The organism is Mesorhizobium sp. M2E.F.Ca.ET.219.01.1.1, from assembly GCF_004016445.2.
GTDB lineage: Bacteria > Pseudomonadota > Alphaproteobacteria > Rhizobiales > Rhizobiaceae > Mesorhizobium.
Map to the genome: position 1 here is coordinate 410,346 of NZ_SADT02000004.1, position 16,561 is coordinate 426,906.

14 protein-coding genes are annotated in these 16,561 nt (G+C 63.4%); 8 read left to right on the forward strand and 6 right to left on the reverse strand.

Going from position 1 to position 16,561, the window contains the following annotated elements; genetic code table 11:
- Window positions 1-74 precede the first annotated feature (74 nt).
- The 5 genes from EN862_RS22080 (at window position 75) to EN862_RS22100 (ending at window position 5,331) form a co-directional block, all read left to right on the forward strand.
- The gene (locus EN862_RS22080; RefSeq protein ID WP_127867972.1) at window positions 75-431 is read left to right on the forward strand and encodes a DUF779 domain-containing protein; all 357 of its coding nucleotides are present in this window, start codon (window positions 75-77) and stop codon (window positions 429-431) included.
- 125 nt (window positions 432-556) lie between these two features.
- Complete coding sequence (locus EN862_RS22085) at window positions 557-1,537, forward strand: RluA family pseudouridine synthase (RefSeq protein WP_127867973.1); 981 nt, start codon at window positions 557-559, stop codon at window positions 1,535-1,537.
- 2 nt (window positions 1,538-1,539) lie between these two features.
- Window positions 1,540-2,457 carry a DMT family transporter gene (locus EN862_RS22090; protein WP_245519666.1) on the forward strand — a complete coding sequence of 306 codons (918 nt, stop codon included), beginning with the start codon at window positions 1,540-1,542 and terminating at the stop codon, window positions 2,455-2,457.
- Window positions 2,458-2,467: 10 nt separating this feature from the next.
- Window positions 2,468-3,259, forward strand: a complete 792-nt coding sequence (locus EN862_RS22095; protein WP_127867974.1) for an ATP12 family chaperone protein — start codon at window positions 2,468-2,470, stop codon at window positions 3,257-3,259.
- 185 nt (window positions 3,260-3,444) lie between these two features.
- Complete coding sequence (locus EN862_RS22100) at window positions 3,445-5,331, forward strand: MFS transporter (protein ID WP_127867975.1); 1,887 nt, start codon at window positions 3,445-3,447, stop codon at window positions 5,329-5,331.
- A gap of 83 nt (window positions 5,332-5,414) precedes the next feature.
- Here EN862_RS22100 and EN862_RS22105 read toward each other — a convergent pair whose 3' ends face one another.
- Window positions 5,415-5,606 carry a DUF2735 domain-containing protein gene (locus tag EN862_RS22105; protein ID WP_127867976.1) on the reverse strand — a complete coding sequence of 64 codons (192 nt, stop codon included), beginning with the start codon at window positions 5,604-5,606 and terminating at the stop codon, window positions 5,415-5,417.
- Between the two features lie 307 nt (window positions 5,607-5,913).
- Here EN862_RS22105 and EN862_RS22110 point away from each other — a divergent pair, with 307 nt between their 5' ends.
- Window positions 5,914-6,951 carry a glutamine synthetase beta-grasp domain-containing protein gene (locus EN862_RS22110; protein ID WP_127867977.1) on the forward strand — a complete coding sequence of 346 codons (1,038 nt, stop codon included), beginning with the start codon at window positions 5,914-5,916 and terminating at the stop codon, window positions 6,949-6,951.
- Window positions 6,952-7,226: 275 nt separating this feature from the next.
- On the opposite strand, the gene glnA is transcribed toward EN862_RS22110, so the two are convergent.
- The gene (gene glnA, locus EN862_RS22115; protein ID WP_042642240.1) at window positions 7,227-8,636 is read right to left on the reverse strand and encodes a type I glutamate--ammonia ligase; all 1,410 of its coding nucleotides are present in this window, start codon (window positions 8,634-8,636) and stop codon (window positions 7,227-7,229) included.
- Window positions 8,637-8,696: 60 nt separating this feature from the next.
- Complete coding sequence (locus tag EN862_RS22120) at window positions 8,697-9,035, reverse strand: P-II family nitrogen regulator (protein ID WP_018428041.1); 339 nt, start codon at window positions 9,033-9,035, stop codon at window positions 8,697-8,699.
- A 346-nt stretch (window positions 9,036-9,381) separates the two neighbouring features.
- Here EN862_RS22120 and EN862_RS22125 point away from each other — a divergent pair, with 346 nt between their 5' ends.
- Both EN862_RS22125 and EN862_RS22130 read left to right on the forward strand, forming a co-directional pair.
- The gene (locus EN862_RS22125; protein WP_127868122.1) at window positions 9,382-10,899 is read left to right on the forward strand and encodes an NAD(P)H-hydrate dehydratase; all 1,518 of its coding nucleotides are present in this window, start codon (window positions 9,382-9,384) and stop codon (window positions 10,897-10,899) included.
- On the forward strand, window positions 10,896-12,902 hold the full coding sequence (locus EN862_RS22130) for a hypothetical protein (RefSeq protein WP_127867978.1): 2,007 nt from the start codon (window positions 10,896-10,898) through the stop codon (window positions 12,900-12,902). Before EN862_RS22125 ends, EN862_RS22130 begins: the two co-directional genes overlap by 4 nt.
- A gap of 2 nt (window positions 12,903-12,904) precedes the next feature.
- Here the strand turns inward: EN862_RS22130 and waaF are convergent, their stop codons facing one another.
- The 3 genes from waaF to EN862_RS22145 are packed head-to-tail and all read right to left on the reverse strand — an operon-like array spanning window position 12,905 to window position 16,513.
- Window positions 12,905-13,924 carry a lipopolysaccharide heptosyltransferase II gene (gene waaF / locus EN862_RS22135; RefSeq protein ID WP_127867979.1) on the reverse strand — a complete coding sequence of 340 codons (1,020 nt, stop codon included), beginning with the start codon at window positions 13,922-13,924 and terminating at the stop codon, window positions 12,905-12,907.
- A gap of 60 nt (window positions 13,925-13,984) precedes the next feature.
- On the reverse strand, window positions 13,985-14,926 hold the full coding sequence (locus EN862_RS22140; protein ID WP_127867980.1) for a glycosyltransferase: 942 nt from the start codon (window positions 14,924-14,926) through the stop codon (window positions 13,985-13,987).
- Window positions 14,927-14,980: 54 nt separating this feature from the next.
- Window positions 14,981-16,513, reverse strand: coding sequence for an acyl-CoA carboxylase subunit beta (locus EN862_RS22145; RefSeq protein WP_127867981.1), 1,533 nt, complete (start codon window positions 16,511-16,513; stop codon window positions 14,981-14,983).
- Window positions 16,514-16,561: the final 48 nt, after the last annotated feature.

Sequence of the window (16,561 nt, forward strand, 5' to 3'; positions counted from 1 at the left end):
TCCTCCCGGGCCGTAGGGAGGGGAGGGCGCGCCTGTCGTGCCCTCCCGCTCTTGAAGGAGGAATGATGGACAAGATGTCCTTGGACAAAGTCTCGGCCACGCCGGAGGCCGAGGCGCTTCTTGCCGAGATCATAGCCGATCACGGCCCGGTTCTGTTCCACCAATCCGGCGGCTGTTGCGACGGTTCTTCGCCGATGTGCTACCCGCGCGGCGATTTCATCGTCGGCGACAGCGACGTCAAGCTGGGCGAGATCGGTGACACGCCGGTCTTTATCAGCGCCTCGCAATATGAAGTTTGGAAGCACACCGATCTCATCATCGATGTCGTGCCGGGCAGGGGCGGCATGTTCTCGCTCGACAATGGCCGCGAGAAGCGGTTCCTGACGCGCTCGACGGTTTGCGCGGTGTCGCCGCCATCTTCCACCGACTGAGTGAACGGAACCAGCCCGCCGTCAGCGCCTCGATTGGGGTAATCGTCGGGCTTTGTTGGGTCTTTGGCTCGCAACCGCTTCGCCTTAGTGCTATGGCGCCGCTTTCGAATTGGAAAAGCGAAGTCATGGCAGGTGTTGAACAGATCACGGTGGAAGCCGGCGAGGCGGGCATGCGGCTCGACCGCTGGTTCAAGGTCCATTACCCGGGCCTCGGCTTTGGCCACCTGCAAAAGCTGTTGCGTTCGGGCCAGGTTCGCGTCGACGGCGGACGGGTGAAGGCCGACACGCGCGTCGAGCCCGGCCAGTCCGTCCGGGTTCCGCCACTCGACGTCGACAAGAAGGGCGAGGCCTCGCTCACCGGCCACTCGATCCGTAACCAGGGCGATGCCGACGTGCTCGCCAAGATGCTCCTGCACGAGGACCCGAAGGTCTTCGTCTTCAACAAGCCGGCCGGCCTGGCGGTGCAGGGCGGCTCGGGCGTCACCCGCAATGTCGACGACATGCTGGAGGCCTGGCGCAACCAGAAGGGCGAGAAGCCCCGGCTTGTCCACCGCCTCGACCGCGACACGTCGGGCGTGCTGGTGGTTGCCCGCACGCGTCTTGCCGCGATGAAGCTCTCGGAAGCGTTCCGGGCGCGCGAGACGAAGAAAACCTACTGGGCGCTGGTCAAGGGCGTTCCGCCGAAGCGCGAGGACAAGATCTCGACCTGGCTGGTCAAGGAGGCGACGCCGGACGGCGACCGCGTGCGCATCGCCAAGCATGGCGAGAAGGGCGCCGACCATGCCGTTTCCTATTATCGTGTGGTCGAGCAGGCGGCGCAGTCGCTGTCCTGGCTGGAGATGGAGCCCTATACCGGCCGCACGCATCAGCTGCGCGTCCACGCCGCCCATATCGGCTGCCCGATCATCGGCGACCCGAAATATTTCGAGGCCGATACCAATTGGGAGTTTCCGGGCGGCATCCAGAACCGTCTGCACCTCCATGCACGCCGCATCGTCATCCCGCATCCGGACCAGGGCGTCATCGACGTGACGGCGCCGATGCCGCCGCATATGCGCCAGAGCTGGAACCTGCTCGGCTTCGACGAACAGAGCGCGGAGGACTGAGATTGAGCGTTGCGCCCGCACTGGATCGCCGTGACGCGGTCGACGTGGCGGCAGCGGCCATCATGGTCGGGCTGACCTTCTCGTGGGGGCTGAACTACGTCGCCGCCAAGATCTCCTACGCAGGCTACGACCCCGTCTTCGTCTCGATCGCCCGTTCGCTCCTCGGTGGGCTCTGCGTGCTTGGCTGGTGCCGGCTGCGCGGCGTCAAGCTGTTCGAAGAGGATGGAACGCTGGCCGCCGGCATTGTCGTCGGCATGCTTTTCGGCGTCGAGTTCCTGTGCCTCTATATCGGCCTCGAACACACCACCGTCGCCCGCAACACGCTGCTGGTCAACACCATGCCGTTCTGGGTGCTGATCGGCGGTCATTTCCTGCTCGGCGAGCACATCAACGCGCGCAAGCTTGGCGGGCTTGTTCTGGCCTTCTGCGGCCTGGTGGCCGTGTTCTCGGACGGCATTGTCGCAGGCACCGACACGACCCTTCTGGGCGATCTGCTCAGCCTGGGTTCCGGAGTCCTGTGGGCAGCGACCAGCATCGTCATCAAGCGCTCGAAACTGGTCGCGACCAGCGCCGAGAAACTGCTGCTCTACCAACTGGCCGGCGCCGCCGTCGTCGGTGTCATGGTGATGCCCTTGGCCGGTCCGCCCATCCGCGCGGTGGCCGCCTTGCCGACGCTGGCGCTGCTCTTCCAGTCTTTCTATATCGTCGCGTTCACCTATGTATTGTGGTTCTGGTTGCTTCGGCGCTACCCCGCGTCCGGCCTGTCGAGCTTCGCCTTCCTGTCGCCGGTGTTCGGCGTCTTGTGCGGCGCGGTGGTCCTTGGTGAAGCGCCGACGACCAGGATATTCCTGGCTCTGGCCCTGATCGCCGCGGGCCTCATCATCGTCAACCGGCCGGCGCGCAGGCAGCCAACAGTTTAGGGAGTTCGACATGCGCGACATCCTCGAAGACCTCGAAGCCGGAAAACTGCTTTCCGACCCCGATCCCGTGCGCCGCGCCCAGATCCAGATGAAGACGCCGCTGCCGAAACGTTTCTACAAGGCGGTTTCGGTTGTCCCGGTGGAAAACGGCTTTGCCGTGCATCTCGACGGCAGGCCGGTGCGCACGCCGGGCAAGGCCGTGATGGTGCTGCCGACCGAAAAGGCCGCCGCGCTGGTTGCTGGCGAGTTCGGCGCGCAGGGTGAGATCATCGACCCCGTGACGATGCCGGTCATGCGCCTCGTCAACACCGCCATCGACGGCGTCGCCTCCGACCCGCAGGCGGTGCTGGAAGATGTATTGCGCTTCGCCTCGTCCGATCTGCTTTGCTACCGCGCCGACGGTCCGCAAGGTCTGGTCGATCGTCAGAACAAGCTGTGGGATCCGGTGCTGGACTGGGCACGCGGCAGCCTCGGCGCGCGCTTCAACCTTGCCGAAGGCATCATCCATGTCGAGCAGCCGCGCGAAGCGATCGCCATCCTCGGCGCGTATCTCGGCGAGCGTGCCGAGCCGATGCGGCTGGCCGCGATCCATGTCATGACGGCGCTGACCGGCTCGGCGCTGCTGGCGCTGGCCGTCGATTTCGGCGAGCTCGACGCCGAGGAAGCTTGGCTTGCGGCCCACGTCGACGAGGACTGGCAGATCGAGCACTGGGGCCAGGACGCGGAGGCTGTCTCGCGCCGCTCGGCCCGCAAGCGCGACATGATGGCGGCGGTCAGCCTGCTCGAGGCACTGCAGGGCTGAGCACTGCGCCGCTCCCGCAGCGCACCTAATACCAAAGTCATAATCCCATCGTCGCGGTGCCTTTCAGCCGTCATTTCTGTCATTTTTTGCTTCGTTGGCTGTGTCTTGAGTCCGCTTTCGGAGGAACGCGAACGGTGGCGCGCAGCCAATAAAGGACAGACGGGATCTCACGGGAGGATATTCAAATGGCAATGGCATCGGCCGCCGGCGGAACCAGCCGCGGCATGACGCGGGAGGAGAAGAAAGTCATCTTCGCCTCATCGCTCGGCACCGTTTTCGAATGGTATGATTTCTATCTTTACGGCTCGCTGGCAGCCTTCATCGGCTCGACCTTCTTCAGTCCGGCGATCCCGGAGGCGACGCGCAACATCTTCGCGCTGCTGGCCTTTGCCGCCGGCTTCCTGGTGCGCCCGTTCGGCGCGCTGGTGTTCGGCCGCATCGGCGACCTCGTCGGCCGCAAATACACCTTCCTCGTCACCATGACGATCATGGGCCTGTCGACCTTCCTGGTCGGCCTGCTGCCCGGCTATGCCAGTTGGGGCATCGCGGCTCCGGTGATCCTGATCGGGCTGCGCATGCTGCAGGGCCTGGCGCTCGGCGGCGAATATGGCGGCGCCGCGACCTATGTCGCCGAGCATGCGCCCGACGATCGCCGTGGCTACTACACGTCATGGATCCAGACCACGGCGACGCTCGGCCTGTTCCTGTCGCTCATCGTCATCCTGATCGTGCAGGCCTCGCTCAGCAAGGAAACCTATACAAGCTGGGGCTGGCGCATTCCCTTCATCGTTTCCTTCCTGCTGCTGGCCGTTTCGGTCTGGATTCGGCTTTCGCTGTCGGAATCGCCGACCTTCCAGCGTATGAAGGACGAGGGCAAGGGCTCCAAGGCGCCGCTGACGGAGGCTTTCGGCCAGTGGAAAAACGCCAAGATCGCCCTTCTGGCGCTGCTCGGCCTTACCGCCGGCCAGGCCGTGATCTGGTACAACGGCCAGTTCTACGCCCTGTTCTTCCTCACCAACGTGCTGAAGGTCGACGCGCAGTCGGTCAACATCATGATCGCCATCGCACTTGCGATCGGCTCTATCTTCTTCGTCGTGTTCGGCTGGCTGTCCGACAAGATCGGCCGCAAGCCGATCATCATGGCCGGACTGGCTTTGGGCATCGTCTGCACCTTCCCGCTGTTCAAGGCGTTGACTTCTGCCGCCAACCCGGCTCTGGCCACCGCCCAGCAGAACACCCGCGCGACGGTGACGGCAGCGCCCGGCGACTGCAGGTTCCAGTTCAACCCGGTCGGCACGGCGAAGTTCACGACATCCTGCGATATCGCGACCTCGTTCCTGACCAAGAACTCGGTGCCATACGACGTTGTCACGACGGCCGCGCCTGGAACTGCGGCCACGGTCAAGATCGGCAACGAGACGGTGGAGTCTTATGACGCCGTTGCCGCCGGCGATCAGGCCAAGGCCAAGGAGGGGGTCTTCCAGAAGGCGGTGAACATGGCGCTGAAAGACGGCGGCTATCCGCTGAAGCGCGCGGCGGCCAAGGTGGCGGACCAGAAGCTCGACGCCTTCATCGCGGCCAATCCGGAACTGAAGCTCGACGCTGCGGCCATTCGCGGCGGCGAGAAGGCGACGGTCCCGACCGAGCAGGCGATCGCCGACAAGATCCTGACCAAGGATGAGGCGGCCGGCGCGACGGAAGTCACGGTCTACACCATACCGGGCGGCGGCGCGTTCGCCATGTTCGCCGACCCGGCTGCCATCAACTGGCCGATGACGATCGGCATCCTGTTCATCCTGGTGCTGTTCGTGACCATGGTCTATGGGCCGATCGCCGCTATCCTGGTCGAGATGTTCCCGACCCGCATCCGCTACACCGGCATGTCGTTGCCTTACCATATCGGCAACGGCTGGTTCGGCGGCCTGCTGCCCGCGACCGTGTTCGCGCTCAGCGCCTATAAGGGCGATATCTACTACGGTCTCTGGTACCCGGTGATCATCGCGGCGATGTCGCTGATCATCGGCATGATCTTTGTCAGGGATACGCTCGGCACCGATCTGCACGCCAAATAGCCACCGATCGATCCACTGCAACAAAAGCCCGGCGCGAGCGATCGCGCCGGGCTTTTTCGCCCATGAAAACTAAGGGGCGATGATCAGCTCTTGCTCTGATTTTCTTCCTCGACAGCGGCCTCGTGGTACCAGCCGTCAAAGTCGGCGTGCTCGCCACGAAGCGTCGCAAGCTCTGCCGCGAATTTCGCCTTGGCGCCTAAATTTGAGGCAGACTTGCGTCCTGCCAGCGGGAACATCAGGATTTTTGCCGACGGACGGGCGGAGACGATCTCCATTGCCGGTCTCCTTTCTTTTTAAGAGGCTTTTCGATTCACCTTCCCGCAATGTAGGTTCTGCGATTCATTTAGGCAATATGCCTATCAAAAGATCAATATTTGCATATTATTTAGGCATAACGTAGCTCTGATTGATCTCATCGCAGCGCTGAGACGGCTCAGCAAAACCAACACAATCTCGTGACCATTTTGCCGCACCCGGCCATGGGGGTGTGGCATACGATTTGCATTTTAACGACCGGCAGGCCGGCTCGCTCGGCCATGCGTCGACACCGCGTGCGGTGATCAAGCAACGAGAGGCTCTAGAATGACCAAATACAAGCTCGAGTATATCTGGCTCGACGGATATGTCCCGACCCCCAGCCTGCGCGGCAAGACCCAGATCAAGGAGTTTGCCGAGTTCCCGACGCTGGAGCAGCTGCCGCTGTGGGGCTTCGATGGCTCGTCCACCAACCAGGCAGAAGGCCACAGCTCCGACTGCGTGCTGAAGCCCGTCGCCGTCTATCCGGATCCGGCCCGCACCGACGGCGTGCTGGTCATGTGCGAAGTCATGATGCCCGATGGCGTGACGCCGCACGTCTCCAACAAGCGCGCCACCATCCTCGACGACGAGGGCGCCTGGTTCGGCTTCGAGCAGGAGTATTTCTTCTATAAGGACGGCCGTCCGCTGGGCTTCCCCGAGAGCGGCTATCCGGCACCGCAGGGCCCGTACTACACCGGCGTCGGCTACAGGAATGTCGGCGATGTCGCACGCAAGATCGTCGAGGAGCATCTCGACCTTTGCCTCGCCGCCGGCATCAACCATGAAGGCATCAACGCCGAAGTGGCCAAGGGCCAGTGGGAATTCCAGATCTTCGGCAAGGGCTCCAAGAAGGCCGCCGACCAGATGTGGATGGCCCGCTACCTGCTGCTGCGCCTGACCGAGAAATACGGCATCGACATCGAGTTCCACTGCAAGCCGCTGGGCGACACGGACTGGAACGGCTCGGGCATGCACGCCAACTTCTCGACCGCCTATATGCGCGAAGTCGGCGGCAAGGCCTATTTCGAGGCGCTGATGGCCCAGTTCGACAAGAACCTGATGGACCACATCGCCGTGTATGGCCCGGACAACGACAAGCGCCTGACCGGCAAGCACGAGACCGCGCCGTGGAACAAGTTCTCCTACGGCGTCGCCGACCGCGGCGCCTCGATCCGCGTGCCGCACTCCTTCGTCAAGAACGACTACAAGGGCTATCTGGAAGACCGTCGCCCGAACTCGCAGGGCGACCCCTACCAGATCGCTTCGCAGATCCTGAAGACGATCTCGGAGGTTTCAACCGCTGCCGTTTCGGCCGCCGCCTGATCATCCAGGCGCGGGCCTCGCCTGCGCCAGATGAGCTTCAATTGTCGAAAGCCCCGGCGTTCTACGTCGGGGCTTTTTTGCATCCAAATGCCGCGCGATGGAGCGCCGCGACCACTTCGGCATGACTGCTGCTTCCTGCAGCGGCGGACCGGCCGGACGCTGCATGGCTCCGATCGTTTGCGGGAGGGCGATAGCCCTCCAATGGACTGCCCACGCGAAAACCCCGGCGAAACGCCGGGGTCCGTCTTCGTCGCCGATGCGGAGAAGTTCGGTCGTCAGACCGAGTAGTACATGTCGTACTCGACCGGATGCGGGGTCATTTCGAAGCGCATCACCTCGGCCATCTTGAGCTCGATATAAGCGTCGATCTGATCATCGTCGAAGACGCCGCCGGCCTTCAGGAATCCGCGATCCTTGTCGAGATTCTGCAGCGCCTCGCGCAGCGAGCCGCAGACGGTCGGGATCTTCTTCAGCTCCTTCGGCGGCAGGTCGTAAAGATCCTTGTCCATCGGCTGTCCGGGATGGATCTTGTTCTTGATGCCGTCGAGGCCGGCCATCAGCATGGCGGCGAAGCCGAGATAGGGATTCGCGCCCGGATCGGGGAAGCGCACCTCGACGCGCTTCGACTTCGGCGAGGAGCCGAACGGAATGCGGCAGGAAGCCGAGCGGTTGCGCGCCGAATAGGCGAGCAGCACCGGCGCCTCATAGCCCGGCACCAGACGCTTGTAGGAGTTGGTGAGCGGGTTGGTGAAGGCGTTGATCGCCTTGGCGTGCTTGATGATGCCGCCGATGTAATAGAGGCAGGTTTCCGAGAGGCCGGCATATTCGTTGCCGGCAAAAGTCGGCTTGCCGCCCTTCCAGATCGACTGGTGCACATGCATGCCCGAGCCGTTGTCGCCAAACACCGGCTTGGGCATGAAGGTGGCCGTCTTGCCGTAGGCATTGGCGACCTGGTGCACGACATACTTGTAGATCAGCATCTTGTCGGCGTTGCGCACCAGCGTGTCGAACTTGATGCCGAGCTCGTGCTGGGCGGCGGCGACCTCATGGTGATGCTTTTCGACGCGCACGCCCATTTCGGCGAGCACTGTCAGCATTTCGGAGCGCATGTCCTGCGCGGAATCGATCGGCGGCACGGGGAAGTAGCCGCCCTTGATGCGCGGACGGTGGCCGAGATTGCCGGTCTCGTAGTCGGTGTCGTCATTGGACGGCAGTTCGGTGGAGTCCAGACGGAAGCCGGTGTTATAGGGGTCTGCCTTGTACTTGACGTCGTCGAAGACGAAGAACTCGGCTTCGGGGCCGACATAGATGGTGTCGCCGATGCCTTCGGACTTCATGTAGGCTTCGGCCTTCTTGGCGGTGCCGCGCGGGTCGCGGTTGTAGGCCTCGCCGGAGATCGGATCGAGGATGTCGCACAGGATGACCATGGTTGACTGCGCGAAGAACGGATCCATGTGGACGGTATCCGTGTCGGGCATCAGCACCATGTCGGACTCGTTGATTGCCTTCCAGCCGGCGATCGAGGAGCCGTCGAACATGACGCCGTCGGCGAACATGTCTTCCTCGACCTCGACGACATCCATCGTCACATGCTGCAGCTTGCCGCGCGGATCGGTGAAGCGCAGGTCGACGAATTTCACGTCGTTGTCCTTGATCTGCTTCATGATGTCTTTGGCTGTCGTCATGTCATGTATCCCTGTGTGATGACGTGTTTTTGATGATGACGTTGCAGAAAGATGGTGACGTCAGATGGCGTCGATGCCGGTCTCGCCGGTACGGATGCGCACGACTTCCTCTATGTTGGAAACGAAGATTTTTCCATCGCCGATACGGCCAGTTTGCGCCGCCTTGCGGATGGCCTCGATGGCGCCTTCGACGGCTTCGTCACCGAGCACCACCTCGATCTTCACCTTGGGCAGGAAGTCGACGACATATTCGGCGCCGCGATAGAGCTCGGTGTGCCCCTTCTGGCGGCCGAAACCCTTGGCCTCGGTGACGGTGATGCCTTGCAGTCCGGCCTCCTGAAGCGCTTCCTTCACTTCGTCCAGCTTGAATGGCTTGATGATCGCTTCGATCTTTTTCATGTAAAAAATGGCCTCCACTGCCAAGAAGACGGGTTGTGTACCCCGCTTGCGCCTCCATCTAGCACGAACCGTGCCAATCCAGGGGAATGGAGACGGTACAGGGCGTTTTCGATACCGCATCGCGCCCGGATGCAAATTCGCGTCATCCGCTGCGTCGGATGCGGCATGGACGCCCAAACCCTATACATCGCCCCTCCTCAATCCTGCGTAAAAAATGGGCAGGAAGCGCAATTGGCAGGCAGACCCCTCTCGAATGCGACCGCGTTTGCAAACGATGCGCGGCTGCGGTGGTTTGCTTCGAACCGAAAACTGGACAATGCTTGATCGCACGGAGATCGGCAATCCCATGCGCAATGAACTTCTATCCACGGCCGAGATGGCCGAGGCGGACAGACTGGCGATCGCGGCCGGGCCGCTCGACGGCTACGGACTGATGCAGCGCGCCGGCGAGGCCGTCGCGGCCGTCGTGTTGGCGCGCTACCCGGCGGCCAAAAAGGTGCATGTGCTATGCGGCCCCGGCAACAATGGCGGCGACGGTTATGTCGTGGCGTGGCTGTTGGCCGAGGCCGGCGTCGATGTGGCTCTGTGGACATTGGGCGAACCGCGGGCAGGCAGTGACGCCGCGCTCGCGGCGGCCACCTGCACTCTGAAGCGACGCCCGCTGTCGGCTCTCACGGCCGAAGCCGGTTCGCTGGTCGTCGATGCGATCTATGGCGCAGGCTTGTCGAAGCCTCTCACCGGAGACGCCAAGGCCGCGGTCGAAATCGTGACAGGGATGAACCTGCCGGTGGTCGCGGTCGACCTGCCTTCGGGCGTTTCCGGCGATAGCGGCGAAGTCCTCGGCTCGGCATTTCGCGCGGTTCTCACCGTGACCTTCGCGCGAAAGAAGCCCGGGCACCTGCTGCTGCCGGGCCGAGAGCGATGCGGCGAGATCGTGTTGGCCGATATCGGCATTCGCAACGAGATCATCGACGAGATCGCGCCAAGGACCTTTGAGAACCGGCCCGGGCTCTGGATCGCGAACTTTCCTGCGCCGGCCGTGGACGCGCACAAATACAAGCGCGGTCATACGAGCGTCTTTTCCGGCGGACCATCCGCGACCGGCGCGGCGCGCCTCTCAGCGTTGGCGGCCGCAAGAAGCGGGGCCGGGGCCGTCACCGTGCTCTCGCCGGCAAACGCCATGCAGATCAACGCGGCGCATCTCACCTCCATCATGCTGCGCAAGGTCGACGCGATCGAGGACGTGCATGACCTGATCGGTGATCGCCGGCCGTCCACCTTTGTCCTCGGTCCCGGCTTCGGCATTGGCGATAAGGCGCGCGATTTCACGCTCGCTGTGCTCGCCAAAAACCGCCAGGACGGCGGCGTCGAGGGCCTGGTGCTCGACGCCGACGGCATCACGTCTTTCCGCAATGCGGCCTCGACGCTGTTCGAGGCAGCCGGCAGGCCGGACGCGCCGGCGTTGATCATGACGCCGCATGAGGGTGAGTTTGGCAGGCTGTTCGCGGACATTGCAGGCAATAAGGCGTTGTCGAAGCTGGCCAAGGCGCGCGCCGCCGCGCAACGCGCCAACGCCGTGGTCGTCTACAAGGGGGCCGATAGCGTGATCGCCGCGCCGGACGGCCGCGCGGCGATCAACGGCAATGGCGCGCCGTGGCTCGCAACCGCCGGTTCGGGCGACGTGCTGGCAGGCATCATCGCGGGCTTGCTTGCCCAAGGCATGTCGGCCTTCGAAGCGGCTTGCGCCGGGGTCTGGATCCATGCCGAGGCGGGCAGCCGCTTTGGGCCGGGCTTGATAGCCGAAGACCTGCCCCTGGCCATGGTGCCGGTTCTTCGCGACCTGACGCAGAACACTATCCGATGAACCGACTGGGACTCACGATCGCGCTCTTTCTCCTGACTGCTATGGCTGCGCAATTTGCGCATGCCGCCGGTCATCCGGTCACCATCGTTGATAACCCGCGCGTCCTCGCCGAACTCGACGCCAAGGGATACGGTTTCGCCGGCCTCTTCGGTGTTGACGGAAAGGATGACCTGAAGACCCTCTACGACTCCGCGCCGGCCTATCATGCCATCGTTGAGACAGTCGCGGCCGACGTTGCAGCGCTTCGCGCCGACATGAAGGCCGGCGGTCGTACCCTCTATGAGGTGACCGACGGCAATGTCGGCCGCATCATCGACATGCGCTGGCTGAAGACGAACGCGGCGCGCTTCAGACTTGTCGGCGTCGTCAACCGGCTCGACCGGCGCGATTTTTCGGCGCTTGGCCACGACACGAGCTGCGGCGAGGTGCGGTTCATCTATCGCCTTGCATACTCGTTCAAGAAGAACGGCAAGCAACTGGCCTCGCGCCTGCCATTCAACTTCAGCGCGATATACCGCGTCGCTCCGGATGCCGACGGCAGCTGCGCGGGCGCGGCCGGCCGTTGGACGCCGCAGCTCGACGAAACGGTCGATGCCGGCTGGCTGACCGGCGGACCGCTCGAAAAGGCCTCGCTATCCTTCAAGCAGATCGAGCTCAATGCGCAGGTCGTGCGCTTTCCTTCCGGCCAGGAAACCGAGTTCGGCGGGCAGGCGGCTTACCTGATGCGCATCTTCAGCATCGCCGGCGCGACGGTTGCAGAGAAGCCTCTGGAAAATACGCCGGACACGGCACGGCTCACCGACGATGCGGCCCTGAAGGCGCGGCTTGCCGACTATGTCCGCGCCAATGCCGCTGCGGTCGATCTCGGCGTCTATCAAATCCCGAACGAGTTCCTGGCGAGAAAAGTCATCTCCTGGTCAACCTTCGGCAGCGCAAGGCAGGCCAATCATCCGTTCACGCCGTTGCTCGATCCCAAGGCGTTCGCCGCGCTCGACTATTCGAAATTTTCATTGGTCAGCACGCCGGAAGCCCTGGTCGAGCGCCTCGACAACGGCGCCTGCCAGGGCTGCCATCAGGCCGGTTCGACCGCCGGCTTCCATTTCATCGGCCTCGACGACGCGGCGACCTCGCCGCTCAACCGGCTCGAGGTCGGCATCTCGCCGCATCTCCATGCCGAGATCCCGCGCCGCGAGGCCTGGCTGCAGGCGACGGCCGAGGGCAGGGAGCCCATCCGCTTTCGCCCGCTCTCCTTCGCCCCGCCCGCCGCCTGGAAGGACAGTGGCGAGGTCGCCTATGCACCGGCCGAAACGGCGATGCCGTGCCTGATGCCGGAGGACGCCGCTCGCTTCGGCAGCACCTGGCAATGCGGCGGCGGCACGGTATGCACGCCGATCGCCACCGCCTCGGGGGTGAGGATCAAGCTGGCGCAGTGCCTGCTCCCGAAAGACAGTCCCGCGATGTTTTCCGGCCACCCATGCCTGACCGGCTCCATCGCCAGCAATGCGGCGCAGCCGTTCAACGACCGCTACAGGATTACCGGCCAGTTCGCCGCCCATGCGCCAACGATTTCGCGGACCGCCTATACCTGCCGTCCACCCAAGATCGGCGTTCCAGGAGGCTTTGCCTACCGCGCCTGCGACGACAAGGACCGCGCCTTCTCCGACTTCAAACCGGGCAAGCCGATGCCAAGTGAAATCTGCGGCCTGGTCGGCGGCAAGAAGTTCGACATCTGCGTGGCCACCAACAATTTCGACCAGTGTCTTGGCGGCGCGGTCAATCGCGGCAACCGTCCAGCCTGCTCGGCCGATCATTTCTGCCGCGAGGACTATATGTGCCAGTCGCTGCCCGCGGATACGCCTGGCGCAGCCAAGGTCAAGGGCATCGGCTTCTGCTCGCCGACCTATTTCATCTTCCAGATGCGCATCGACAACCACGCCACGCCATGGGCGACCACGGCCCGCGCGAGCATGGGCGCCGGCTTCGGCGCCGCAGCCGAGGAATAAGGTCAGGCGAATTGCGGTGCGTGTTTTCGGATTGCTGTCGCCAGCGCCTCGCGAACCCGGTCTTCGCTGACGGCGCGCGTGTTCTCCACCCACCCCGGTGTCGAAATCGGCGGCTCGAGAAAGATCACCTGTTCGTTCACCGGACCATGCACATAGGCCCGATTCGAGCCGTATATGAGCACGCACGGGCCGCCAAGCGCGCCGGCGGCGTGGGAAATGCCGCCGTCGACACCGAGGAAAATTGTCGAGGCCGCGATCTGGCACATGGCCTCCGCGATATCGGGCGTCGAGGTGAAGTCGATCGCCTCCGGCAAATGAGCCTTTATTTCCGCCGCGGCCTGCCGCTCCCGCGGTCCGCCGACAAGCCAGACCGACCAGCCGCGGCCAGCATAATCGCGCGCGACCGAGACGAAGCGCTCCATCGGCCATGAGCGTTTGTTGGCAAACTCGGACGTGTAAAGGGCAATCGCCGGCCTGGCCGGGTCGATGCCATTGCGCTGGCGCCAGCCGGCAAGTTCCTCAGGAGAAACAACAAGCTGCGGCGCCGGCAATGGTCTTTCTTCAGCGGGCCTTTTGCCGAGCCACGCGATTGCGCAGACCTGTTCGGCCAGCCGTGTCTTGCGCGGGCCGAATGCAATCATCGATTTCAGCCAGCCGGCAGGCAGGCGGTTGACCATGCCGAACTGGAACTCGCGCGGATAGCCGATGCGCTCCGGTATTGCGGCCAGCCACGGAACCAGGGATGCCTTGGTACTGCTGGTGAGCATATAGGCCGCCTGATAATTCTCCTCGCGCAGTTTTCGCGCGAGTGCTGCTCGCTCTTTCAGCCCCGGCTTCCAGTGCTTCTCCGCTATCCAGACCTTGCGAACATGCGGCATCAGCCGCGCCAACGGCGCGGCGATCCTCGAGGTGATGATATCGATCGGCTGTCCGGGAAATCTCCCGGCGATGATCTGGATGGCCGCGTGGCAGCGGATGAAATCACCGATCGCCGGCAGGCAAAAGACCAGGATGGGGCGCAATGCGCGATACCTTTTCGATCCGGAACAGCCGCCGTTGACAGGAAGCGCTTGCGTGATGTCTCACGGAAGCGCTTCGCCATCAAGGATGCGGCGGTAGAGCTCCAGATAGGCTTTTGCGGCCTTCTGGATCGGGAACCGGTCTGCCGCGGATTCGCGGCATCTTTGCGCCGACAAACCGCCGATTTCGCCAAGGCCGCGCGCGAACTCGTCATCCGTATCGAAGAAGCGGCCGGTTTCCGCGTCGACCGTTTCGGGCAGCGCGCCGCGCGCCGTCGTCAGGACGGGCGTGCCGCACAGCATGGATTCGACCGGCGCGTTGCCGAAAGGCTCTTCCCAGGAAATCGGGTTGAGAAAGGCCCTGGTCTCGCCCAACAGCCGCACCTTCGGTTCGCCGTCGACCATCCCGTGGTAGCGGAATCGTGACGACAGGCTCTTGAAGAAGACGCCCTCGCGGCGCGTCTTGCTGCGGCCGAGCAGCTTCCAGCGCGAGCCGCCGGCGATATCGAGCTTGAAATCGTATTTTTTCGCCAGGTCCACCGCCCGGTTGAGGCCCTTTCCGGCCCGCGCAATGGCCGCCATGAAGAACAGATGGTCGTTCTTCGACGGCGCCAGCCGATAGGCGTCCACCGGAAAACCGTTGTAGACGAACGTCTTGCGGCCATGCAGCTCGGCATGGCGGGCGCTGATGAAGCTCCAGTTCGGCTGAAGCCTCGGATAGTCAGGCAGGTGGCCGCGCTCGGTATTGAGCGTCGGAAAGCGAACTTCGACCTTCCAGGCGTGGAGATGGACGATATCGGTGTCCTTGGGCACAGCCGCGCGGCATTCGTCATTGGTGACCGCGTGGCGGACCTCGCACATCGGATGCGACGACCCCGGGCCGGCGATCAACGTCACCCGATGCCCCATCTTGACCATTTCCGTGGTCAGCCATTCGACCTGCCGCTGGATGCCGCCATAGCCCTTGCACGGAATAAGGCCCTGGGCCGCGAGTGTTATACGCATGTCGTCTCCGCGCTCATTTAGCGGTGGTGGTCCTTTCGGCGGACGGAGGTCTGCTCACAACGGAATGTTGTCGTGCTTCTTCCAGGGGTTCTGCATGTCCTTGTTGCGCAGCATGCGCAACGCGCGCGCCACGCGGCGGCGGGTCGAATGTGGCATGATCACCTCATCGACATAGCCGCGTTCGGCGGCGACGAAGGGCGATAGGAAGCGATCCTCGTAAGTCTTTGTATGGGCGGCGATTTTCTCCGGATCGCCGATGTCTTTGCGGTAGATGATCTCGACCGCGCCCCTGGCGCCCATCACGGCGATCTGCGCCGTCGGCCAGGCATAGTTCATGTCGCCGCGCAGATGCTTCGACGCCATGACGTCATAGGCGCCGCCATAGGCCTTGCGGGTGATGACGGTGATCTTCGGCACAGTCGCTTCGGCATAGGCGAAGAGCAGCTTGGCGCCATGCTTGATCAACCCGCCATATTCCTGCGCGGTGCCCGGCAGGAAGCCCGGCACGTCGACGAATGTGACGATCGGAATCGAAAAACAGTCGCAGAAGCGCACGAAGCGCGCCGCCTTGCGGCTGGCGTCGGAATCGAGCACGCCGGCCAGCACCATCGGCTGGTTGGCGACGAAGCCCACCGTGCGGCCCTCGACGCGGCCGAAGCCGGTGACGATGTTCCTGGCAAAGCTCTGCTGGATCTCGAAGAAATCGCCTTCGTCGGCGACCTTCAGGATCAGTTCCTTGATGTCATAAGGCTTGTTGGCGTTGTCGGGGATCAGCCGGTCGAGCGACAGGTCATGGTCCGTCACCGACTGGTAGCACTCGATCTCGGGAATCTCGGCCGTGTTCGACGCCGGCAAAAGATCAACCAGCCGGCGCATCTGCAAGAGCGCCTCGACATCGTTGTCATACGCGCCGTCGGCAATCGAGGATTTGGTGGTGTGCACACTGGCGCCGCCGAGGCTTTCGGCGGTCACGGTCTCGTTGGTCACCGTCTTCACCACGTCCGGTCCGGTGACGAACATGTAGGAGGTGTCGCGCACCATGAAGATGAAATCAGTCATGGCCGGCGAATACACGTCGCCGCCGGCGCAGGGGCCCATGATCAGCGAAATCTGCGGGATGACGCCGGATGCGAGCACATTGCGCTGGAAAATCTCGGCATAGCCGCCGAGCGCCGCCACGCCTTCCTGGATGCGCGCGCCGCCGGCATCATAGAGGCCGATGATCGGCGCGCGGTTGCGGAGCGCCATCTCCTGCACCTTGATGACCTTTTCTGCATGCGCCTCCGATAGCGAGCCGCCGAACACGGTGAAATCCTTGGCGAAGATATAGATCGGGCGGCCGTTGACGGTGCCCCAGCCGGTGACGACGCCGTCGCCGGCGATCTTGGTCTTCTCCATGCCGAAATCGGTCGAGCGGTGTTCGACATACATGTCGAACTCCTCGAACGAGCCTTCATCGAGAAATATCTCGATACGCTCGCGCGCGGTCAGCTTGCCCTTCTTGTGCTGCGCCTCGATGCGGTCCTTGCCGCCGCCCATGCGGGCAATCTCGCGGCGGCGCTCGAGTTCCTTCAGCACGTCTTTCATCGCTGGTCCCCAAAACGGATAAGTGATTTGTGGTAATGGCGAGGGCAG